Source organism: Streptomyces fulvoviolaceus (assembly GCF_000718165.1).
GTDB lineage: Bacteria > Actinomycetota > Actinomycetes > Streptomycetales > Streptomycetaceae > Streptomyces > Streptomyces fulvoviolaceus.
This window is the reverse complement of sequence record NZ_JOEY01000006.1, coordinates 130804-152089: the sequence shown is the minus strand read 5'-3', so window position 1 is coordinate 152089 and position 21286 is coordinate 130804. Positions and strand designations below refer to the sequence as shown.

The following is a 21286-nucleotide window of genomic DNA, read 5'->3' as shown; positions in this document are numbered from 1 at the left end:
GAGCCGCCTGGGGGAAGACATGCTGGCGAATCTGCTGCCCGGCCTGCGCGATGTCCGAGCGCCCCTCTCGGCGGGATGCATCTGGCTCCTGACGCTCTGGCTGTTGCTGGGGGACCGCGTGCCCACGCAGACGGAGGCCCGCGGTGCGTGGGCCTCGCTGTACCGCCTCGGCGGGTTGATAGGTCCTGGCGGGGTACTCGCGTCCGCGGCCTTTCTCGCCTACCTCATCGGCGCCATGCTGGCCGTCCGGGTCGTCACCGTGAACGCGCAGGAAGCCCCGAAGTCCGCAAGGTTCTGGGATCCGAGAACGACGCTCACGCCGCGCGTGTCACGACTCGCGTTCAACGACCTGGTCGGCTTCCTGCAGGAGGAAGGGCGGCTGCCGACCCCGGCACCGGAGACCAACCCGCGTGCGGAAGTCGAGCGCGAGCGCGGCGAACGCCTCATGGCCAATCTGGCCGCGCGAGACATCCTCGGTGAGACCAGGCAGCTGCGCACCAAACTGCTGATCGCCAACTACGACCTGTTCAACGAGTACGACCGAGCCGTGGGCGAAGCGGAGTTCCGCAAGAACGTCGCCTACGCCCTCGTGGGCCTGACGGCCGCCCTCAGCTGGCTGCAGTCGCCCTGGTGGGCGTTCCTCCTGGTGATTTCCGTCCGGCTCTACGCCGCCGGCGTGGGAAGCGAACGAGCGGCCAACGACGTCATCATCCAGGCCGTGGTGACGGGCCTCATGACGCCGGTCGCCCTGAGCGGAGCCGCCGGTGTGCCGGCTGTCCCCGCGGGGCGGGGGCAATAGACACCGGCAGGTTGCTCAAGACCTCTGCGCCACCCCTGCCAACCGCGTCGGCGGCAAGTACTCCCGCACATACGTCCGCTCCCAGCACGCGCCCGTCTCCCGCAGTTCACGCCAGCTCGTGTACCGGTAGCGGAACAGACGGGCGCGGACATGGCGAGGCGGCTCGTCCGGTGGGAACGGGGAGCGGTGCAGTAGCTTCAGGGTGTCGCGGTCGTTCTCCAGGAGCCGCTCGACCAGCGCGCCGAACCACGACCCGGCGTACGCCGGAGAGAGCGCGGCGAACCACATCATCCAGTCGAGCCGCAGATGGTACGGCGCGAACTGGCGCGGCCAGTGCTGGGGATCGCCCGGCTTGCCCTTGAACTCGTACTCCCGCCAGTCGGAGTCCTCGCGCGGCACCTCGTCGGCGGTGCCCTCGACCACCACCTCGTACCGGATCCGGCTGACGCTGCCGAACGCGCCGTAGGTGTTGACGAGATGGAGCGGGTCGAAGGAGCGGTTCATGATCTGGCGGCGGGAGAGCATGTTGCGCACCGGGTGGTAGCTCAGGAAGACGATGAGTGCGGCGGCCGCGAGGACCACGGCCTCGTACCAGAGGGGGGTGCCGGGCAGCGTCGGTGGGTCGCTCGGGAATCGCACCACGGACAGGGCCAGCACGATGGTGATCCAGTTCAGCCAGGAGAAGTTGCCCGACAGGACCAGCCACAGCTGGGTGACGATCATCAGGGACGCGGCGGCCGTGGCGATCGGCTGGGGGGTGAACAGGAGGACGGGGACGACGAGTTGGGTGACGTGGTTCGCCGCCACCTCGGCCCGGTGCAGGGGCCGGGGCAGATGGTGGAAGAACCAGCTCAGCGGGCCCGGCATCGGCTGCGTCTCGTGGTGGAAGTCCAGGCACGTCAGCTTCCGCCAGCACGCGTCGCCGCGCATCTTGATCAGACCGGCGCCGAACTCGACGCGGAACAGGATCCATCGCAGCAGGAACAGCACCACGACCGGCGGCGCCACCTCGTCGTTGCCGAGGAACACGGCGAGGAAGCCGACCTCGAGGAGCAGGGACTCCCAGCCGAAGCCGTACCAGGTCTGGCCGACGTTGACGATCGACAGATACAGCACCCACGGCACCAGCCACAGCAACATCCCGCCCCACAGCGGCAGTTGGGAGTCCAGCCCCGCCGCCAGTGCCACCGCCACCGCGCAGCCCGTCCAGGCGCAGCCCGCGAAGAAGCGGTCCGAGTAGTGGAGTTGGAACAGACTCGGCGCCCGCCGGAAGGGCACCCGCTCCACGAAACGGGGAACGGGCAGCATCCCGCGCTCGCCCATGAGCGCGCGGAACTGCAGGGCCGCCGTCAGGAACGCGACGAGGTACACGCCGGCCAGAGCCCGCTGGAAGACCAGCCGGCTCAGCCAGTAGTCGGGTGCGGTGAACCAGTCCACGGCGGTGCGCTCCTGCCTCCATTGTCGCGCCGGAACCCTACGTGACTCTCCGTGTGTCCACCCTCCGCTTGCGTAACCCAAGTGAGTGAAGCAGACAATAGTGACGAACTGCCCGGGACGACGGGAGAACACGGTGCGGATACCCACCGGAACCCTCGTCACGGCCTGCGCACTCTCGGCGGCGCTCCTCACCGCCGTGGCCGGCTGTGGCGGGAACGACGACAACGCCACGAAGGCGGGCGGCGAACTCTTCCTCCAGCCGGTCGCGGCCCAGGGGCCCGACCCCTTCACGGCCTCCACGGTGACCACGACGGCGACTCCGTCCCCGGTCACCCGCTCGCCGCAACCCGCACAGTCGGGGTCGACCGCCGTGCGCTCCGTCTCCGGCGGAACGCCCGGCCTCTACAGCGGCACCGAGCGGGCCGGCAGCTGTGACGTCGAACGGCAGATCGGCCACCTCACCGCTGACCAGGCCAAGGCCCGTGCCTTCGCCCAGGCCGAGGGCATCTCCCAGGCTTCGGTCCCGAGCTATCTGCGCTCACTCGCCTCCGTCGTGCTGCGCGCCGACACGCGGGTCACCAACCATGGCTACAGCGGCGGCCGGGCGACCAGCTACCAGTCCGTGCTCCAGGCGGGCACCGCCGTCCTCGTCGACAACCGGGGCGTGCCGCGCGTCCGCTGCGCCTGCGGCAACCCGCTGGGTCCGCCCGTGGCGATGCGGGGCGGCGCGGGCACCAGCGGGCGGCCCTGGTCCGGCTACCGGCCCACACAGGTGATCGTGGTGGCTCCGACCGTCCAGGTGATCACCAACATCACGATCATCAACATCGTGAACAACACCTGGATCGAGCGGCGCATCGGCCACGACGTCCGTCACGACCACATCGTGCCGAAGCCGAGCCCGGTGACGCCCACGCCCACGCCGACCCCGAGCCCGGACGGGAGTGAGTCCAGCGCGTCCGCGAGCACCTCCGCGAGCACCTCCGAGCGCCCGCCCGCGAGCGCCTCCGCGAGCGAGGAGAGCGACTCCCCGCAGACGCCGGAGACCGACTGCGCGACCCCGACCGTGACCATCACGCCCGGCGTCACCGACGACACCACCACCGGGACGCCGTCCACCGATGTCACCGACTGCCCCACGGTCACCGTCACCGCCACACCGCCGACGACCGTGCCCGAGGAGCCGACCGAGCAGGAACCGGAGGGCGTGCCGGAGAGCGGGATCGGCCCCGAGACCGTGCCGGACACTCCCGACCTCTCCGACGGCGGCGGGCTCATCCCTGACGAGCCGGCCGGCACGGACAGCATCTTCGACAGCCCGACCGACGTCTTCGGCAGCTGACGGCACACGCGAGCCCACGCACTGCGTCCCCGGTCGAAGAATCGGACAAATCCTGGCAAGGTGGCCCCATGGTTGATCGGGGAGCAAGCGCCCTGTCACTCCCGGACGACTGGCCCGCCCACCCGGATCCGATCCTGGCGCTCAACCGCATGGGCAGTTTCGACTGGGACCTGGACAGCGGCCTGTTCCACATGGACGCCCAGGCCCACGAGGTCTTCGACCTGCGCCCCGACGAGTACGACGGGCACCCCATGAGCCTGGCGGTCCGCGTCCCGAGCACCGAGGGCCGCCGGCTCGACGCCCTGGTCGCCCAGGCCATCAAGGACGGCAGCGAGAACTACGGCACCTACTTCCGGCTCCGCTGCCGTGACGGCACCCTGCGCTGGACCCACACCCAGGGCTACATCCGGCGCGACGAGACGGGCCGTCCGCGCCGGATCGTCGGCATCGTGCGGGACGCCACCCAGGAGATCGGCGAGATCGAGGCCGGCCGGGAGCAGGCCGCCCAGGACGAGGCCCGGCGCCGGCAGACCAACGTCGTGCAGCTCACCACGGCCGCCCTGGCCCACGCCCGCACCGTCCAGGACGTCATCGACGTCCTCAAGGACACCCACGGCCTCACCCATCTGGGCGCCACCAGCCTGGTCATGGGCCTGGTGGAGGCCGGCCGTATCCGGTTGATCGCGGAGGGCCCGGCGGGCAGCTTCGTCCCGGGCACCGACATCACCCGGATCGACGAGCCGTACCCGATGAGCGAGGCCGTGCGCACCCTCAGCCCGCGCTTCATCGAGTCCCCGGAGGAGTTCGCGGACCGGTACCCGGTCCTGTGGCCGCACATCACCGGCCTCAACATCACCTCGGCCGCCTATCTGCCGCTCATCGCCGAGGCCCGGCCGATCGGTGCCATGGGCCTGCTCTACAGCGACCGGCGCGGCTTCACGCCCGAGGACCGCAACGTCCTCATCGCGCTCGGCAGCAGCATCGCGCAGAGCCTCATGCGCGCCATGCTCTACGAACAGGAGAAAGACCTCGCCACCGGCCTCCAGCAGGCCATGCTGCCGCGCACCATCCCCAGCGTCCCCGGCGCCGACGTGGCCGTCCGCTACCGCTCCGCCTCGCTGGGCCGGGACATCGGCGGCGACTGGTACGACCTGATCCCGCTGCCCGGCGGCCGAGTCGGCGCCGTCATCGGCGACGTCCAGGGCCACGACACGCACGCCGCCGCCGTCATGGGCCAGCTCCGCATCGTCCTCAAGGCCTACGCCGCCGAGGGACACACCCCGGCCACCGTGATGGCCCGGGCCTCCGTCTTCCTCCACGAACTCGACACCGACCGCTTCGCGACCTGCCTGTACGCGGAGGCCGACCTGTCCACCGGAGTGGTCCAGGTGGTCCGGGCCGGCCACATCGACCCGCTGGTCCGGCTGCCCGACGGCACCTGCCGCCGGGTGTCGGTGGAAGGCGGGCTGCCGCTCGGCCTGTCCGCCGAGTTCGGGCGCCTCGAATACCCCGTCGGCACCGTCGAACTCGACCCGTGCCACACCCTGCTGCTGTGCACCGACGGTCTGGTCGAACAGCCCGGCGCCGACCTCGACGACGGCATTCAGACCCTCGCCGCGCTCATCGCGACCGGCCCGGAGGACGTACGGGACCTCGCCGACCGCCTCATCGACGTGGCCGAGGAACGCGGCGGCGACGACGACGTCGCCCTGCTCCTGCTCCGCCGCCGCGGTCTGGACGCCCCGCAGTCCGGCGGCCGGCTCCAGCAGCACGTGGCCCCCGGCGACCCCGAGGCGCTGACCGAGGCCCGGCACATGATCCGGGCCGCCGTCCGGGCCTGGGGCGCCCGCGACCGCGCCGACGAGATCGAACTGGTCGCCGACGAGATGATCACCAACGCCCTCATGCACACCGAGGGCTCCGCCATCGTCACCCTGCGGGTCCTCACCGGCACCGACCGGCGCCTGCGCGTCGAGGTCGAGGACTCCTCCAGCGCCCTCCCGCGCCGCCGCGAGGCCGGCGAGTCGGGCGTCTCCGGCCGGGGCCTGCTCCTCGTCGACCTGCTCACCGAGGTGTGGGGCGTGGAGGCGCGGGGTGGTGGCAAGTGTGTGTGGTGCGAGTTCGTGGTGCAGGAACGGACCTGACCCCTCGCGCCTCCGATGGCACTCTGGACGTATGCCGGAACTCCCCGAGGTCGAAGCGCTCAAGGACTTCCTGACCGACAACCTGGTCGGCCACGAGATCGTGCGGGTGCTGCCCGTCGCGATCAGCGTCCTGAAGACGTACGACCCTCCGGTCACCGCCGTCGAGGGCCGCGAGGTCACCGCCGTGCACCGTCACGGCAAGTTCCTCGACCTGGAGACGGACGGCGGCCCGCACGTCCTGACCCACCTGGCCCGCGCGGGCTGGCTGCACTGGAAGGACCGCCTCCCCGACGGCCCGCCCCGCCCCGGCAAGGGCCCCCTCGCGCTGCGCGTGGCCCTGGAGACCGGTGCCGGCTTCGACCTCACCGAGGCGGGCACCCAGAAACGCCTCGCGGTGTACGTCGTCCACGACCCGCAGGAGGTCCCGGGCGTGGCCCGCCTGGGCCCGGACCCGCTGGCCGAGGACTTCGACGAGGCCCGCCTCGCGGCGCTGCTGAAGGGCGAACGCCGACAGATCAAGGGCGCCCTGCGCGACCAGAGCCTGATCGCCGGCATCGGCAACGCCTACAGCGACGAGATCCTCCACGTGGCGAGGATGTCCCCGTTCAAGCCCACCTCGACCCTCACACCGGAGGAGACGGCGAGGCTGTACGAGGCGCTGCGCACCACGCTCACCGAAGCGGTCGAGCGCTCGCGGGGTGTGGCGGCCGGCCGTCTGAAGGCCGAGAAGAAGAGCGGTCTGCGGGTCCACGGCCGCACCGGCGAGCCCTGCCCGGTCTGCGGCGACACCGTTCGCGAGGTCTCCTTCAGCGACTCCTCGCTGCAGTACTGCCCCACCTGCCAGACAGGCGGCAAACCGCTCGCGGACCGCAGGATGTCGCGCCTGCTGAAGTAGCCCTGGGGGAGTGCGTCTACTGGGACTTGAGCGTCACCAGGTGTTCGCCGCCCGCCGTCCGGACCTCGTAGTGGTCGATCTGGTCGGAGTGGAAGGTGGAGCCGCCCATCATGGTGTTCTCGCCGGTGTCGTGCAGGGGCACGCTCCAGCCGGTCACCGTCTCCTCGGAGCCGTCACGGCCGATCACGACCAGGCGACAGGAACGCGGGCCGGCGCCGTCCTTGACCTTCAGCTCGACCTGGCTGCCCCAGGCCTCGTCCTCGGTGGTGACCTGGGCCCACACGCCCGACCGCGAGTCGGTCGCCTCGACGCTGACGGGCCCGTCCTCGCCGCCGCCCAACAGGGCGAGCGCGGGTCCGGCCACCGCGATGACGACCGCGGCGGCCACGGCGTACAACAGCCGCCTGCGGCGCGCCCGGTGACGTGTCGCCACCTCGCCGAGCAGCCGGTTGAGCAGCTGGGGACCGGGCTGGGCCATGGGGTGCACGACGCGCGGGGTGGCTCGCCGGTACAGCATCATCTGGCGGGTGATCGGCCCGAACTCCGTCACGTGTGCCGCGCAGCGGGGGCACTCCATGAGGTGGTCCTCGAAGCGGAAGGCCTCCGCTTCGTCCAGCACGCCGAGCGCGTACGCGCCGACGTCGCGATGCCTTTCCAGGGACCTCATGCCGAAACCTCGTGCCGTTGGGTGCGGGTGGGGTTACTCCTTGCTCCCACCGGTACGCACCAGACCGCCGATTCACTCAAGGCACCCACAGAATCGCGGGCCCAGGGATTCGGAGCGGTCGGGCCGAAGGATTGGTCCGAGTCGAAACGAACTTAAAATAGGTGGATGGCCAGGTGACCGAGGGGCAGCCCGAGCTGCCAGGCGGGCGTCCAGACCTTCGGCCCCTCCTCCTCGCCGATCACCGGTCCGCCGCCCGGCACGGCGTTGAGATCGGGGGCGAGCAACTCGGTCTCCTCCAGCCAGCGCCAGGCTGCCGCCGCCAGTTCCAGGTCGGGCGCGGGCCCGCCGGAGGCGACCGCTTCGGCGGTGAGCGCGGCCATGCGTTCGCACACCCAGTCCTGCCACGGCTGGTCGTACGCCGTCAGGGACAGCCAGCTCTCCAGCTGGGAGACCACCTGGATGCCGGAGAGTTCGCCGTCGGTGTCGGAAAGGAAGACGGTCAGCGCCAGCGCGTCCCGCCCGGCGCGGAACTCGAAGGACGTCGGCGGCATCAGATCGCCGGACCTGATCAGTTCGTCGGCGATGTACTCGGCGTACAACCAAGCCATGGGGACGGTGAGTTCACCGCCGCCGGTGCCGTCCGTGTTCTCTTGACCTCTGTGGAGCATCCCTTCCTGCCTTCCTCCGGTGCGTGCGCGTCGCCCGTTGCCGGGACCCCCAGTCCGGAACACGGATGGAGACAGGTGATTACTCAACCGGGGTACTCGGCAAGGCGCTTTACGGAGGTTTGACTTTCTCATTGGTTTCAGCGCAGGTCGGCCGCGTATCCCGGAAGCACCCGGCGTAGGGCGCGCAGCGCGTAGTACGCGCGGGACTTCACGGTACCGGGAGGTATTCCGAGGATTTCCGCGGCTTCCGCCACACTCGCCCCCTGGAAATACACCAGCACCAGGACTTCGCGGTGCTCCGGAGTGAGTGTCTTCACAGCCTCGCGTACGTCGAGGGCCGCCGCCGCCCGCTCGGCGTGATCGCCGCACACGCGCGCGTTCTCCAGGATCGCGTCGCCGACCTCCGCGGGCCGAGCCTGCCGGGCCCGGCGCGCGTCTATGGCGAGCCGCCGTCCCACGGTCAGCAGCCACGGCCGTACGGACTCGAAGTCCTCGGCGCGCAGGGCCTCGGGATGCTGCCAGGCGCGGACGAGGGTCTCCTGCACGAGATCCTCGGCTCGCTGCCGGTCGCCGTCACAGAGCCGGAGCAACAATGCGAAGAGAGGCCGGCCGTGCTCGCGCTGCAGTGCGGCGAGCTCGTGCTCGGCGGTCGTCCCGTTCGTGAGGATGGTTCCGGCCGTCATGGCCGTATGGCATCCCAGGGCGGCGTCCGGGGACAGGGCACGCACAAGGATCTGCGGCGGACGGTCGATCGCGTCGACGAACGGTCCGATGAACGGTTCCTTCCGCCTGGTTCGCGCTCCGGACGGGCTAACGCGGTGCCGAGACCGTTTGCGGACAGAGCCAAGCTCATACCTATTTCTCTGTAAATATGACCAGAGTGGGGTGAGCTGATGATTGCACGCAGGCGACAGATCGCCCTGGCCCTCACGGCCGTTCTCGCCGGAGGCGCCGCCTGTCAGGCGCACGAACACGAGGCGCCGGGGCATCCGGCCCCGTCCGCCGCCGCTCCCCGCGGCTTCACGCTCGTCGCCTCCGGCGACGTCCTGCCGCACAGTTCGATCATCGACCGGGCCCGCTTCGACGGGGGCGGCAAGGGCTACGACTTCCGCCCGATGCTCGCGGGCATCGAACCCGTCGTAGCCCGCGCCGATCTGGCGCTGTGTCACATGGAGACCGTCTACGGCGCGAACGGCGACTACACCGGCTACCCGACCTTCAAGTCCCCGCCCGAGGTCGCCCGGGGCCTCGCCGCCACCGGCTACGACGGCTGCTCCACCGCCTCCAACCACAGCCTGGACGACGGCGCCGAGGGCATTCTCCGCACCCTCGACGCCCTTGACCGCGCGGGCGTGCGACATGCCGGATCCGCCCGCACCGAGGCCGAGGCGCGCACCGTCACCGTGATGCGCGCGGGCCCTGCGAAGGTCGCCCACCTCGCGTACACGTACGACACCAACGGCTTTCCGCTGCCGCAGGGGCAGCCCTGGGCGGTCAACCTGATCGACGAGAACAAGATCGTGGCGGACGCCCGGGCGGCCCGGAAGGCGGGCGCCGACGTGGTCGTCGTATCGCTGCACTGGGGCACGGAATGGCAGGACGCGCCCGACGACCGCCAGTTGACCCTGGCGCGCGCTCTCACGGCCGCCCGCACCGGCACCCGCCCCGACATCGACCTGATCCTCGGCACCCACGCCCATGTCCCGCAGGCGTACGAGAAGGTCAACGGCACCTGGGTGATCTACGGGATGGGTGACCAGATCGCCGGCGAGATGTACAACTACCAGGGCGTCCAGGACCCGCGCGGCAACGAGTCCACCCTCGGCCGCTTCACCTTCGCCCCGCCCGCCCGGTCGGGGGAGCGCTGGCGGGTGACGAAGGCCGAGTTCGTGCCGCAGATGTTCGACGTCGACGCCGGCCGGGTGGTGAACCTCAACCGGGCGATCGCCGAGGGCGCGGACATGCGCGGGGTGCGCGACCGGATCCGGCAGGTGGTGCTGAGCCGGGGCGCGGCGAAGGACGGGCTCACCATGGGCAAGTAGCCCGAAGCCATGGATAAGTAGCCCGAAGCCATGGGGAAGTAACCCGAAGCCATGGGGAAGTAACCCGAAGCCATGGGGAAGTACCCGAAGTCATGGGGAAGCGACCCGGTTCAGTCCCCGTCCCCGTGGTCGAACGTCCGCAGCATCTCCTTCAGCACGTGCGTGCACGCCCGGAGTTCGGCGTCGGTCAGACCGCCGCCGACCTGCCGGTTCAGGGCGTGCTCGCGCGCGAGGATCGCGGTGATGACGGCCTCGCCCTCGTCCGTGATCCGGATCAGCGAGGACCGCTGGTGTGCGGGGTTGGGCGTGGTCTCCGCCCAGCCCCGGTCCACCGCGTCGTTGACCATGCGCTGCACGAACTGCCGGGTCAGCGTCATGACCCGGCCCATCTGAGGCACCGTCATGGGCCCGTACCTGTGCAGCAGTACCAGGACGGAACGCACGCCGACGGACACCCCCTCGACCTCTTCGCCCTGCTCCAGCTTGCGCAGGCCGCGCCGGTAGAGCGCGCCGATCAGGTCGAACACCTCGCTGACCCGGTGGCCGAGATCGTCGGGCGGCAGCGGTTCGTCGATGTCGTTCACCCGGCCATCATGACACCGTGGTTGTCAAATTCGTTCGAAGATGACACCTTGGTTGTCATGATGACAGCGACGACAGCTTCGGATCTGCGTTTCTTCGCCTCCACTGACGGCGACCTCGCCTACCGCGACACCGGCGCCGGGGACCTCGTGGTCCTGGTGCACCCCGGATACGTCGACCACCGGATCTTCGACGACCAGATACCGGCCCTGGCCGCCGCCGGCTACCGCGTCATCGCGCCCGACGTGCGCGGCCACGGCTTCTCCGCCAATGCGAGCAGGCCGTTCCGCTGGGCCGACGACCTCGGCGGCCTGCTGCGCCACCTCGACGCCGGGCCCGCGGTCCTCGTCGGTCTGTGCATGGGCGCGGCGGTCGCGACCGACACCGCACTGGAACACCCCGGGCTGGTCCGGGCGGTGGCCGTCTGCGGGGGCGGAACCAGCGCCTTCGAGCACACCGACCCGTGGACGCTGGAGCGGGCGGGCGAGTCGGCCCGCATGCTGGCCGCCGGTGACGTCGCCGGCTGGATCGAGGCCTTCGCCAAGAACGTGGCCGGACCGCACCGCACCGTGGCCGAGGTCGACCCCGAGGCGGTGCGGCGGATGCGGGACATGGCGACACACACCGTCTCCAAGCACACGGTCGGCGAGACCGACTGGTACGTGCCCCTTGCCGATCCCTGGAGCAGGGTGCCGAAGCTCGACGTGCCCGTCCTCGCCATCCACGGCTCGCTCGACGCGGCCGACGGCATCGGAATGGCCGAACGCCTCGTCCGGACCGTCCCGAACGGTCGCTCCGTGACGATCGAGGACACCGGCCACTTCCCGAACCTGGAGAAGCCCGGAGCCTTCAACGAGATCCTGCTGGACTTCCTCCGCGGCCTCTGACGCCTCGTCGAAGCCGCCTACGGCACCACCGTCACCGGCCACCGCCCCGCCTTCACCAAGCGGATCGCGACGGAACCGACGATCCGGTGGCCGGCCTGCTCCGAGGCGCCCACGACCACCGCGTCGGCCTTCAGCTGGTCCGCCGCCTTCACCAGCCCGTTGTAGGGATCGCCGCGGAAGGTGTGGAACTCCCAGCGCACATCGAATATCCCCCTGGTCCGCTCGGTCGCGTCCCGGATCTGGGCGACGAGGTCCTCGGCGATCTCGTCGGTCGTCTCCGCGACCGGGGCCCCTAGCGCCGCGCCCGCCGCGAGCACCGGCTGCACGTACACGACCGCGAGCAGCGCGCGCTGGCGGCGGGCCAGGCCACCGGCATATGCCGCTGCGCGAAGGGAGGAGTCGGAGCCGTCCACGCCGACCACGATGACCTTGGGCCCGTCCGTGCCCCGCTCGAACTGGTGCGAGTGCTGTTCCGTCACGGCTGCGAGGCTATCGGAAACCGCAGGTCCCGAAGCCATGCGGGACTTCTCGACGGGCGGGGCGGCCGGGGTGTTCCTACAGTCGGAACATGAGTGCCACCGTGGAGGCAGCCCGGGACAAGGACACCGCGGGCCCGATACGGCCGCCCGGGAACGGGCCACTGAGCAGGGTGCCGGAGGGCTTCGCGACCTTCTTCGGCGCCCTCGGACTGCTCTGCGTGCTGCTGGCGCTCATCCCGCCGCTGCGCCGCCTGCTGCGCCCGGTCGTCGACCTCCTCGACCAGGTCCTCGTACCCGTCAGCGCCAACCTCGCCTACGCCGTCTTCCTGTTCCTGCTCGCCGCCGCGACGGCCGCCCGCAAGAAGGTCGCCTGGTGGCTGGTGGTCGTCTATCTGGGCCTGCTGGTCCTGACGGACGCCCTCGGCGTGGCCCTCGGCCTGTACGCCGACTCCCTTCCGTCCCTCATCGTGTGCGCCCTCGCCCTCGTCCTGCTGATCGTGGCCCGACGGGAGTTCTACGCCGCCTCGCGCCGCGCGGCCGTACGGCGGGCCGTACTCGTCCTGTTCGCCGGCCTCGTCGCGGGGATCCTGGCCGGCTGGGGGCTCGTCGAACTGTTCCCCGGCACACTGCCGCGCGGCCAGCGCCTGGCATGGGCCGCCGACCGGGTGTGCGGCGGCCTGGTCTCCGGCGGCTCCTTCGACGGCCGCCCGCCCCGCGCCCTGTTCTTTCTGCTCGGCCTCTTCGGCGCCCTCGCCCTGCTGAACGCGGCCACCACCCTGTTTCGTTCGCAGCGCATGGAAGCGGCCCTGCACGACGACGAGGAGGCCCGCATCCGCGCCCTCCTCAAGGCGTACGGCGACCAGGACTCCCTCGGCTACTTCGCGACCCGCCGCGACAAGGCCGTCGTCTTCTCGCCCAGCGGCAAGGGCGCCGTCACCTACCGCGTCGAGGCCGGCGTCTGCCTCGCCAGCGGCGACCCGGTGGGCGACCGGGAGGCCTGGCCGCACGCCATCGCCGCCTGGCTGGAGGCGGCCCGCCGGCACGGTTGGGCGCCCGCCGCTATGGGCGCCTCCGAGGACGGCGCCAAGGCCTTCGCCCGCGCCGGACTCGGCGCCCTCCAACTCGGCGACGAGGCCATCCTGCAGGTGCCCGACTTCGACCTCGACGGCCGCGACATGCGCGTGGCCCGGCAGGCCGTGCACCGCGTCCGCCGCACCGGCGCCCACTGCCGCATCCGCCGCCACGCCACCCTCACCGACGAGGAGATGGAGGAGGTCGTCGACAAGGCCGATGCCTGGCGCGACACCGAGACCGAACGCGGCTTCTCCATGGCCCTCGACCGCCTCGGCGACCCGGCCGACGGCGACTGCCTCCTCGTAGAGGCACTGGGCGAGGACGGCCGGCTCCTCGCCCTGCTCTCCTTCGTGCCCTGGGGCAGGGACGGAGTCTCCCTCGACCTGATGCGCCGTGACCGCAGTGCCCCCAACGGCGTCATGGAGTTCATGGTCGCCGAACTGTGCGTGGCCGCACCGAAGTCGGGCATCCGCAGGATCTCGCTGAACTTCGCCGTCTTCCGCTCGGCCTTCGAGGAGGGCGCCCGCATCGGCGCCGGACCGGTGCTCCGACTCTGGCGGCGGCTGCTTCTCTTCTTCTCCCGGTGGTGGCAGCTGGAGGCCCTGTACCGCTCCAACGCCAAGTACCGCCCCGAGTGGTACCCGCGCTTCCTCTGCTACGGCGAGACCGGCGCCCTCGCCCGCATCGGCCTCGCCTCCGGAATCGCCGAAGGCTTCGTCTCCGTACCGTCGTTGCGCAAACTCTGGGGAAAGGGGCACCCGAGGGGCGGACCGCGGCCGGCCACCACCGAGGGCCTGCCGTCGCTGTCGGCGCTCGGCCTCGACGGAGGGGACGAGGCCGGGACCGGCGCGCCGGATGCGGACCTGCCCGAACAGGTCCGCATCCGGCATCGCAAGCTGGAACGGCTGCGCGCGGAGGGCACCGACCCCTACCCGGTCGGCATCCCGCCGCGCACCCACACCCTCGCCGAGGTCAGCGAGGGCGAACAGGTCACCGTCGCGGGCCGGGTCATGCTCGTGCGCGACTTCGGCGGCATCGTCTTCGTGAAACTGCGCGACTGGTCCGGAGACCGTCAACTCGCCCTCACCCGCGAGCGAACCGGTCCCGCACTGGACCGCTTCACCACCGACACCGACATCGGCGACCACATCACGGCCACCGGCCTGGCGGGCGTGAGCGACAAGGGTGAACCCACCGTCTTCGTCACCTCCTGGCAGCTCCTCGGCAAGTGCCTGCGCCCGCTCCCCGACAAGCGCCGGGGCCTGACCGACCCCGAGGCCAAGGTCCGCATGCGCTATCTCGACCTGGTCGCGAGCCCCGACGCGCGCGAGGTGGTCCGCGCCCGCTCCACCGCCGTACAGGCCCTGCGCCAGGGCCTCCTGGAGCGCGGCTACCTGGAGGTCGAGACCCCGATGCTCCAGCAGATCCACGGCGGCGCCAACGCCCGGCCCTTCACCACCCACATCAACGCCTACGACCTCGACCTCTACCTGCGCATCGCCCCCGAGCTGTACCTGAAGCGGCTGTGCGTCGGCGGCCTGGAGAAGGTCTTCGAGATGGGCCGCACCTTCCGCAACGAGGGCGTCTCCTACAAGCACAACCCCGAGTTCACGATGCTCGAGGCCTACCAGGCCTTCGCCGACTACGACGTCATGCTCGACCTCACCCGCGAACTCATCCAGGGCGCCGCGAGTGCCGCCTTCGGCTCGCCCGTCGCCCGCAAGGAGGGCAAGGAGTACGACATCTCGGGGCCGTGGCCGGTCAAGACGGTCTACGGCGCGATCTCCGAGGCGCTGGGGGAGGAGGTCGACGCCGACACGGCCCCGTCGGAGCTGCACCGGCTGTGCGACCGCGCGGGCGTGCCGTACACCGCCGACGACGGCCGCGGCGACGTCGTACTCGAAATGTACGAGCGCCTCGTCGAGGAGAGGACCGAGCTGCCCACCTTCTACAAGGACTTCCCGACCGACGTCTCCCCGCTGACCCGGCAGCACCGCGCCGACCCAAGGCTGGCCGAACGCTGGGACCTCGTCGCCTTCGGCACCGAACTCGGCACCGCCTACTCCGAGCTCACCGACCCCGTCGAACAGCGCCGCCGCCTCACCGCCCAGTCCCTGCTGGCCGCCGGGGGAGACCCGGAGGCGATGGAACTCGACGAGGACTTCCTCGATGCCCTCGAGTACGCCATGCCGCCCACCGGAGGTCTCGGTATCGGCGTCGACCGGCTGGTCATGTTCCTCACCGGCCTGACGATCCGTGAGACCTTGCCGTTCCCCCTGGTGCGCCGCCGCTGACGGTCCGTCATAGGCCGGGCGGGTGGATTCCTGCCGCCGCTCCGGTGTTGTTGTGGTGCGTCGGTCGTCGCCCGGGCGACTGATGAGTCATGACGAAGGATCAGTTGTTCACACGGCTGTCGTCGGCGATGCTCACGCGGCGCCGGGTCCTCCTCGCGGGTGCCGCCGTCGCCGGAGCGGCCGGCACGGCCGGTGTGCTCGCGGTGGGCTCGGGCGGCGAGCCGGTCAAGGCCGCAGCCCCCGCCGCCGGCCCCCAGGCGCACCGCGCGCTCAAGCCCTCCGCCTACCGCCTCCAGCCCCTGACCGGATACGGCCCGCCACGGGCCGCGCCCGCCCGGACCCTCGTGCGGCACGAGCCGTTCCTGCGCATGTCCGGCCGCGGCCGGACCATGGTGCTGACCTTCGACGACGGCCCGGACCCCCGCTACACCCCGCACATCCTGGACACCCTTGCCGAGTACGACGTACGCGCGATGTTCTTCGTGTGCGGCGAGATGGCCGTCGACAACCGGGACCTGCTGGCCCGGATGGCCGACGAGGGGCACGTCGTCGGCAACCACACATGGTCCCATCCCCTGCTCACCCGGCTGACCCGCGCCCGGATCCGCTCCGAGATGGAACGCACCTGCGACGTCATCGAGGAGTCCTACGGCGAACGCCCCCGCTGGTTCCGCGCGCCCTACGGGGCCTGGAACCGCGCGGCCTTCCAGCTCGGCGCCGAACTCGGCATGGAGCCGCTCGCCTGGACGGTCGACACCCTCGACTGGACCGCCCCCGCCGCCCGCACCATCGTCGGCCGGGTGGAGAACGGCGCCGCCCCCGGCGTCGTGGTGCTCTCGCACGACGCCGGGGGCGACCGCTCCCAGAGTGTCCGGGCGCTGCGCGGCTATCTGCCGCAGCTCCTCGATTCCGGCTACCACATCACCGTCCCGCGACGGCAATACGCCTGACCGGATGCCGCCCGCCGGGTCGGGGAACGCTCAGCGGACCTCGACCAGGCGGGCGAAGGCGACGACGTTCCCGGCGTAGCCGTTCTGCTTGGAAAAACCGCCCCCGCAGGTGATGACCCGCAATTCGGGGGTGCCCTTGGAACCGTAGACGCGGTCGCCGGGGAAGTTGTTCTTCTCGAAGACCTCGATGCCGTAGATCTCGAAGACAGCGGTCTTTCCGTCCTTGCGCCCGACCTCGACGCGATTTCCCTTCTTCAGGGCCCCGAGTCCGTAGAACACGGCGGGGCCCCGCTGGTTGTCGACATGGCCGACGACGACGGCGGTGCCCTTCTCACCGGGGGAGACGGCACCCGTGAACCAGCCGGCCAGGTTCGGGTCCTCCGGCGGTGGTGCGCCGACCCAGCCGTCCGCGTCCAGGCCGACCGGCATGAGCGGCGCGTCGACCTGGATCGCGGGAATGGCGACCCGGTCGGGCACCGAGTACGGCAGTGGCCTGGCGGAGTTGCCGAAGGTGCCGCCGGCCACCCGGCTGTCGGCCGCGGCGGCCGACGCGGGCTGCGGGGGACCGACGTCGAACTCCCCCGAGCCATTCCGAATGAGCGCGAGGCCGGTCAGCAGAACAAGCGCTATCACGCCCCAAGGAGCGCGCTTCCTCCGCCGCTCCTCCTCTTCGGCCAGCCCGGCCAGCTCGGACGCAGACATTCGTTTTCCCCTCTCGACGCGGCCGTCGCCACGTCATTCGCGCATACGAGAACGCTAAGTCCCGCGCGTGAAACCGGCGACGGGGCAGACGCGAACGGGTGGCCCCGAATCCCTTTGGTGCGCCATCCGAGTTGCCGTCAACAGGAATTTTCTGACGGTCCGTGACCTGCGGTGATATCCGATTGTGCGCTTTTCGCTCGGCGTGTCCTCTCACCAGGACGGACCATTGTCGAAATGCGGGTCGGCGCACGGCATCTGAGGGTCTTTCTGGGAGGCGTTTTCTCGCCGATCCACCGGGGACCGTTCCCGGGGCGTCTCCCGCGGAGGATCACATGCGTAACTCTCGTGCCCTGGCAGTCGCCGGTGCCGCGGTCGCCGCAGTCGGGCTCGCCGCCCCTGCGGCCGTCGCGTGGGACAGCCCCAGCAACATCGTCGCCCTGCCCAGCGTCATCGCCCGGGGCGGTCAGCTGACCGTCACGGTCGACGGCTGCCCCAGCGGCGGCACCATGACGTCGGACGCGTTCCCGTCGACCTCGCTGACGCCGATCAACGGCGCCAACGAGACCTCGAAGGGCACCGCGACGGTCAACAGCAACGCGAGCACCGGCTCGCACAGCATCACGGTCAACTGCTCCGGCAAGACCCTGACGAACCCGGCCGCCTTCACCGTCATCGGCGGTGTCCGCGGTGGTATCGGCGGCAGCAGCTCCACCGGGGCGACCCCGACCGACATGGCCATCGGCGGCGGGCTCGTGGGCCTGGCCGTCATCGGCGGTGGCGTGTTCTGGATGCGCCGGCGGTCCGAGCGGCGCATCTGATCTCCACCCCCTTCGGAGACGGCTGACCGCACGTGAGACAGGCCTTCGCCCCGGTCCCTTCAGGGATCCGGGGCGAAGGCCTGTCCGGGGCACCGGCGGCGTCAGGCGCCGTCCTCGCCGGTGCGGCGGCGGGAGAGGTGATACGCCGCACCGATCGAGCCCACGATCAACGCGGCGCCCAGGCCGATCTCCTTGAGGTCGAACCCCGCGAAGCTGCCGCCCTCACCCGCGTGGACGCCCCGGTTCGGGTTCACCGGGGCGGGGTTGGTGGTGCGGCCGGTGGCGATGGTCAGGCCCGTGGACCCGCTCACGCCGTCACAGGCGAACGTCACCTGGTAGACCGCGCCGGGTTTCGCGTCCCAGTCGACGACGGCCGTCGCCTGACTCTTGCCGGGCGGGATGGTGATCGTGTCGAAGACCGCCGCCGTGACCGTCGCCGAGCCCTTGCAGCCACCGTTGTCCCGCTCCAGGAACAGGGAGACCTGTCCGCCCGCGGCGATGGTCGAGGGCTGGACGCTGAAGCCGAAGGGCGTGATGTTGTTGTCGCCCTTCGCGACGGCGGCCGGCGCGGAGAAGGTCAGGGCACTCACGCCCAGCAGCGCGGCCGAAGCGACGCGTATCGCGCGCATGGTGGATCCTCCGGTCCCCGAGGAGCAGCCCGCGGACCTTTTCCGCTTGTGCCAGAAATGCACCTCGATGATCGAAACGCTAGGAACACGTGTGCGTCCGCGCGATCGCAGTCGCGCGAATGGGGCAAGCGTGTGGGCCGCTCAGGGGATCCCGTTCCTCCACCCGGGGGACGGCCACGGCGTGGCAGACATCCCCCGGAGGTCGACGAGGTGAGGCGCCGTCAGCCCTCGATGTCCGGGAACAGGGCGAGGAACGGCTCCGCCGATGCCGTGATGCCGCGGCTGTAGGGGGCGTCGAAGTCCCAGATCAGGAACAGCAGGAAGGCGATGAGCGCGGAGAACAGTCCGGCGAGGATCAGCTCCCGTGCCGTACGCCGGATCTGCAGCGCGAAGATCATGCCGATGGTGACGACGCCTCCGCCCAGCAGCCCGAACCACACCACGCCGGGCATGGTGGGCGCGACCGAGTCCGCCCGGGCGTTGCGTGCCTGGTCCGCGGCGGCCACCTGGTCGACGAGCGGCTGGTAGGCCTGCGCCTGGAAGTCCGTCGTCGGCTCGTAGTCGGTGACGTCCTTGCGGACCCGGTCGAGAAGTTCGGTGCCGCGCTCGGTCACCCGGCCGTGGTCGGCCATCGCCTTCCACTCGGTGTCCACGACGTGTCCGACATAGGCGTTGACATCGTCCCGAATACGGTCACGGACGTCGGCCGGGTAGACCTGGACCCGCTCCGAGATCTCGTGCAGCGCCTGGGCCTCCGCCTGTACGTGGTCCTGGGCGGCGCTGCGCGCCTCCCAGACGCCCGCGATGGCGAGACCCAGGACGATGGCGTACACCACGCCGATCCACATCGTCATGTACTCGATGACGTCCGGGGTGTCGCTGGGGTCCTCGTCCACGGCCGCCGTGCGGTGGCGTACGAGGGTGATGACGACCACCACGAGACAGGCGGCCAGCATCGCGAGGGTGAGAACAAGCCATTCCGGCAAGGGGTGCCTCCAGGGCAGCGCTAGCGCGGTCGCAGTGCGGCGACGGCGACCACGGCGGGCGCGGTGATGAGCAGGACGTAGACGACCGGCGACGTGGTGCCGTGCGAGGGCCTCTTGCGCACCGTCGCGTGGTAGTAGGCCGGGTAGCTCACCGGGCTCGCGGACGGTGACGGGGTGGGCTTGGGCGACGGCGTCGGCTTCGGGGCCGAGGTCGGAGTGGGTACGGGAGTGGGGGTCGGGGTTGGTGTCGGTCGTGAAGGCGGTGCCGCCGGCTGCGGGGTCGGAGTGGGTGGCGTCGGCGGAAGCGGTGGCTCGGGCTTCGGCGTGGGCTTCGGCTTCGCCTTCGTCGGGGGCGGTGACGGGGTCGGCGTGGGTGTCGGCGTGCAGGTGGGCTTGGGCGGCGTGGGTGCGGGCGACGGCGTCGGCTTCGGGCACGACGGGGGAGTCGGCCAGGTCAGGCTCCCGGCGACCGCCACCACCTCGGTGCCGTCCGGGCCGATCGAGGCGGAGGCGCAGGCGTCCGCCGCGGCGACTCCGGCCGGTGGGCCGACGAGGAACCACGTCAATGTCAACAGGGCCAACACCCGTATGGCGGAGGCGGATTGGGTCGAGTCGGGTCGATGCACGTCGGAGATCATGAGGCCTGGCGCTCCGTCGCACGCGCGGGCGCGAAGGGATTGCTCCGAAGGAGGGACAAGGAGCGCTCGCAGGTTTGATTCGGCGTGCGGTCGTATGTCCGGTGATGTGTACGCGTGTGCGATATGGGGCCGGTGATGTCACAGGCTTCGGAAAGAAATTTTCGGGATGGTTGAACACGACCCCTGCTCCGGTGCGTACCCAGTGTCGTGCGGCGGCGCAGCAGGGCGCTGCAACACCCTTTGAATTATGGGGAGTTGACGATGAAGACCTCCTGGCGGAGCGCCTCACTCGTGGCGAGCGCTGCGGCGGTGCTGGCGCTGACGACCGCGTGCGGCCAGGAAGGCGGCACCTCGTCGGCAGGCAGCCAGAACGTCGGTGCCACGGCAGCGGCGGGCGGCTATGGAACCGCCGGCACCGGCATCATCGGTAACGGCGCCAGCCCGAGCAGCAGCGCCCAGGCGGGGGGCCAGGAGAACCTCGGGGCCCAGTCCGCCTCCGCGGGCAAGCTGGCCGTCTCCGCGAACGCCGAGCTCGGAGAGGTGGTGACCGACAGCGCCGGTCTCACCTTGTACCGCTTCGACAACGACACCGCCGAACCGCCGAAGTCGAACTGCGACGGCGACTGTGCCACCGCCTGGCCGGCGGTCCCCGCGGACGATGCCACGGCCGGCGCCGGCATCGACAAGTCGCTGCTCGGCGAGGTGACCCGCGCCGACGGCACCAAGCAGCTGACCATCGGCGGCTGGCCGGCCTACCGCTATGCGAAGGACACCAAGGCGGGCGACATCGCCGGTCAGGGCGTGGGCGGCAAGTGGTACGCGCTCGCCGCCGACGGCAAGAAGGCCAAGCTGACCAATCTGCCCGGGCTGTCCACGCGCAAGGACGCCACCCTGGGCGAGATCGTCGTCGACAAGAACGGCATGACGGTCTACCGCTTCATGAAGGACGAGGCCTGGCCCGAGCCGGTGTCCAACTGCACCGGCGCCTGCCTGGAGAAGTGGCCGGCCGTCGCGCCCGTCGCGACGAACGACACCGAGGACGTCCAGAAGAAGGGCCTGATGAGCTTCACCCGGTCCGACGGCGTCAAGCAGCAGACGGTCAACTGCTCGCCGATCTACACCTTCGCCGGTGACAAGGCTCCCGGTGACACCAACGGTCAGGGCGTCGGCGGCACCTGGTACGCCGTCGCTCCCGACGGAAAGCCGGTCGGCGCGCCCGCTGAGTGACCATGGCGTGCCCGATCCACCGCTCC

Annotated in this window: 19 protein-coding genes; 10 read left to right on the top strand and 9 right to left on the bottom strand. The window is 70.9% G+C overall.

From position 1 onward, the window contains the following. The first annotated feature begins 19 nt into the window (after window positions 1-19). Window positions 20-799, top strand: coding sequence for a hypothetical protein (locus IG08_RS0108295; RefSeq protein WP_030598228.1), 780 nt, complete (start codon window positions 20-22; stop codon window positions 797-799). A gap of 15 nt (window positions 800-814) precedes the next feature. Here the strand turns inward: IG08_RS0108295 and IG08_RS0108290 are convergent, their stop codons facing one another. Continuing rightward, the gene (locus IG08_RS0108290) at window positions 815-2236 is read right to left on the bottom strand and encodes a lipase maturation factor family protein (RefSeq protein ID WP_030598226.1); all 1422 of its coding nucleotides are present in this window, start codon (window positions 2234-2236) and stop codon (window positions 815-817) included. A gap of 85 nt (window positions 2237-2321) precedes the next feature. Between IG08_RS0108290 and IG08_RS0108285 the strand changes: the two genes are divergently transcribed. The 3 genes from IG08_RS0108285 (at window position 2322) to IG08_RS0108275 (ending at window position 6617) form a co-directional block, all read left to right on the top strand. Further along, the gene (locus IG08_RS0108285) at window positions 2322-3578 is read left to right on the top strand and encodes a DUF6777 domain-containing protein (protein WP_234342826.1); all 1257 of its coding nucleotides are present in this window, start codon (window positions 2322-2324) and stop codon (window positions 3576-3578) included. A gap of 68 nt (window positions 3579-3646) precedes the next feature. Continuing rightward, on the top strand, window positions 3647-5722 hold the full coding sequence (locus IG08_RS0108280) for a SpoIIE family protein phosphatase (protein WP_030598222.1): 2076 nt from the start codon (window positions 3647-3649) through the stop codon (window positions 5720-5722). A gap of 31 nt (window positions 5723-5753) precedes the next feature. After that, window positions 5754-6617 carry an Fpg/Nei family DNA glycosylase gene (locus IG08_RS0108275; protein WP_030598220.1) on the top strand — a complete coding sequence of 288 codons (864 nt, stop codon included), beginning with the start codon at window positions 5754-5756 and terminating at the stop codon, window positions 6615-6617. 16 nt (window positions 6618-6633) lie between these two features. Here the strand turns inward: IG08_RS0108275 and IG08_RS0108270 are convergent, their stop codons facing one another. The 3 genes from IG08_RS0108270 to IG08_RS0108260 form a co-directional block, all read right to left on the bottom strand. Further along, window positions 6634-7284, bottom strand: coding sequence for a zf-HC2 domain-containing protein (locus IG08_RS0108270; RefSeq protein WP_030598218.1), 651 nt, complete (start codon window positions 7282-7284; stop codon window positions 6634-6636). A 152-nt stretch (window positions 7285-7436) separates the two neighbouring features. After that, window positions 7437-7952 (bottom strand): hypothetical protein, encoded by a 516-nt coding sequence (locus IG08_RS0108265; RefSeq protein WP_030598215.1) that lies wholly within the window; start codon window positions 7950-7952, stop codon window positions 7437-7439. 137 nt (window positions 7953-8089) lie between these two features. After that, window positions 8090-8635 carry a sigma-70 family RNA polymerase sigma factor gene (locus IG08_RS0108260; protein WP_030598213.1) on the bottom strand — a complete coding sequence of 182 codons (546 nt, stop codon included), beginning with the start codon at window positions 8633-8635 and terminating at the stop codon, window positions 8090-8092. A 210-nt stretch (window positions 8636-8845) separates the two neighbouring features. Here IG08_RS0108260 and IG08_RS0108255 point away from each other — a divergent pair, with 210 nt between their 5' ends. Continuing rightward, window positions 8846-9994 (top strand): CapA family protein, encoded by a 1149-nt coding sequence (locus IG08_RS0108255; RefSeq protein WP_030598211.1) that lies wholly within the window; start codon window positions 8846-8848, stop codon window positions 9992-9994. Between the two features lie 110 nt (window positions 9995-10104). On the opposite strand, the gene IG08_RS0108250 is transcribed toward IG08_RS0108255, so the two are convergent. Continuing rightward, window positions 10105-10578, bottom strand: coding sequence for a MarR family winged helix-turn-helix transcriptional regulator (locus IG08_RS0108250; RefSeq protein ID WP_030598208.1), 474 nt, complete (start codon window positions 10576-10578; stop codon window positions 10105-10107). Window positions 10579-10635: 57 nt separating this feature from the next. Between IG08_RS0108250 and IG08_RS0108245 the strand changes: the two genes are divergently transcribed. Then, the gene (locus IG08_RS0108245) at window positions 10636-11463 is read left to right on the top strand and encodes an alpha/beta fold hydrolase (RefSeq protein ID WP_078655486.1); all 828 of its coding nucleotides are present in this window, start codon (window positions 10636-10638) and stop codon (window positions 11461-11463) included. Between the two features lie 17 nt (window positions 11464-11480). Here the strand turns inward: IG08_RS0108245 and IG08_RS0108240 are convergent, their stop codons facing one another. Then, window positions 11481-11942, bottom strand: coding sequence for a universal stress protein (locus IG08_RS0108240; RefSeq protein ID WP_030598203.1), 462 nt, complete (start codon window positions 11940-11942; stop codon window positions 11481-11483). Window positions 11943-12031: 89 nt separating this feature from the next. Between IG08_RS0108240 and lysX the strand changes: the two genes are divergently transcribed. Both lysX and IG08_RS0108230 read left to right on the top strand, forming a co-directional pair. After that, on the top strand, window positions 12032-15310 hold the full coding sequence (gene lysX, locus IG08_RS0108235; RefSeq protein WP_030598202.1) for a bifunctional lysylphosphatidylglycerol synthetase/lysine--tRNA ligase LysX: 3279 nt from the start codon (window positions 12032-12034) through the stop codon (window positions 15308-15310). Between the two features lie 89 nt (window positions 15311-15399). Next, entirely contained in the window at window positions 15400-16260 is an 861-nt protein-coding gene (locus tag IG08_RS0108230) for a polysaccharide deacetylase family protein (protein ID WP_030598200.1), read from the top strand. Window positions 16261-16290: 30 nt separating this feature from the next. On the opposite strand, the gene IG08_RS0108225 is transcribed toward IG08_RS0108230, so the two are convergent. Continuing rightward, complete coding sequence (locus IG08_RS0108225; RefSeq protein ID WP_030598198.1) at window positions 16291-16962, bottom strand: class F sortase; 672 nt, start codon at window positions 16960-16962, stop codon at window positions 16291-16293. Window positions 16963-17294: 332 nt separating this feature from the next. On the opposite strand from IG08_RS0108225, the gene IG08_RS0108220 reads away from it, so the two are divergent. Beyond that, entirely contained in the window at window positions 17295-17780 is a 486-nt protein-coding gene (locus tag IG08_RS0108220) for a hypothetical protein (protein WP_030598196.1), read from the top strand. A 101-nt stretch (window positions 17781-17881) separates the two neighbouring features. On the opposite strand, the gene IG08_RS0108215 is transcribed toward IG08_RS0108220, so the two are convergent. Both IG08_RS0108215 and IG08_RS0108210 read right to left on the bottom strand, forming a co-directional pair. Next, window positions 17882-18409, bottom strand: a complete 528-nt coding sequence (locus tag IG08_RS0108215) for a hypothetical protein (RefSeq protein WP_030598193.1) — start codon at window positions 18407-18409, stop codon at window positions 17882-17884. Between the two features lie 221 nt (window positions 18410-18630). After that, window positions 18631-19365 (bottom strand): bestrophin-like domain, encoded by a 735-nt coding sequence (locus IG08_RS0108210; protein ID WP_078655494.1) that lies wholly within the window; start codon window positions 19363-19365, stop codon window positions 18631-18633. 929 nt (window positions 19366-20294) lie between these two features. Here IG08_RS0108210 and IG08_RS0108195 point away from each other — a divergent pair. After that, window positions 20295-21260 (top strand): SCO0930 family lipoprotein, encoded by a 966-nt coding sequence (locus tag IG08_RS0108195; RefSeq protein ID WP_030598184.1) that lies wholly within the window; start codon window positions 20295-20297, stop codon window positions 21258-21260. The last annotated feature ends 26 nt before the right edge of the window (window positions 21261-21286 follow it).

Coding starts and splice junctions, on each gene's coding strand:
- IG08_RS0108255 (WP_030598211.1), top strand. CDS start 8,846: ATGATTGCACGCAGGCGACAGATCGCCCTGGCCCTCACGGCCGTTCTC.
- IG08_RS0108230 (WP_030598200.1), top strand. CDS start 15,400: ATGACGAAGGATCAGTTGTTCACACGGCTGTCGTCGGCGATGCTCACG.
- IG08_RS0108220 (WP_030598196.1), top strand. CDS start 17,295: ATGCGTAACTCTCGTGCCCTGGCAGTCGCCGGTGCCGCGGTCGCCGCA.
- lysX (WP_030598202.1), top strand. CDS start 12,032: ATGAGTGCCACCGTGGAGGCAGCCCGGGACAAGGACACCGCGGGCCCG.
- IG08_RS0108265 (WP_030598215.1), bottom strand. CDS start 7,952: ATGCTCCACAGAGGTCAAGAGAACACGGACGGCACCGGCGGCGGTGAA.
- IG08_RS0108215 (WP_030598193.1), bottom strand. CDS start 18,409: ATGCGCGCGATACGCGTCGCTTCGGCCGCGCTGCTGGGCGTGAGTGCC.
- IG08_RS0108225 (WP_030598198.1), bottom strand. CDS start 16,962: ATGTCTGCGTCCGAGCTGGCCGGGCTGGCCGAAGAGGAGGAGCGGCGG.
- IG08_RS0108210 (WP_078655494.1), bottom strand. CDS start 19,365: ATGCTGGCCGCCTGTCTCGTGGTGGTCGTCATCACCCTCGTACGCCAC.
- IG08_RS0108195 (WP_030598184.1), top strand. CDS start 20,295: ATGAAGACCTCCTGGCGGAGCGCCTCACTCGTGGCGAGCGCTGCGGCG.
- IG08_RS0108295 (WP_030598228.1), top strand. CDS start 20: ATGCTGGCGAATCTGCTGCCCGGCCTGCGCGATGTCCGAGCGCCCCTC.
- IG08_RS0108245 (WP_078655486.1), top strand. CDS start 10,636: ATGATGACAGCGACGACAGCTTCGGATCTGCGTTTCTTCGCCTCCACT.
- IG08_RS0108275 (WP_030598220.1), top strand. CDS start 5,754: ATGCCGGAACTCCCCGAGGTCGAAGCGCTCAAGGACTTCCTGACCGAC.
- IG08_RS0108270 (WP_030598218.1), bottom strand. CDS start 7,284: ATGAGGTCCCTGGAAAGGCATCGCGACGTCGGCGCGTACGCGCTCGGC.
- IG08_RS0108260 (WP_030598213.1), bottom strand. CDS start 8,635: ATGACGGCCGGAACCATCCTCACGAACGGGACGACCGCCGAGCACGAG.
- IG08_RS0108280 (WP_030598222.1), top strand. CDS start 3,647: ATGGTTGATCGGGGAGCAAGCGCCCTGTCACTCCCGGACGACTGGCCC.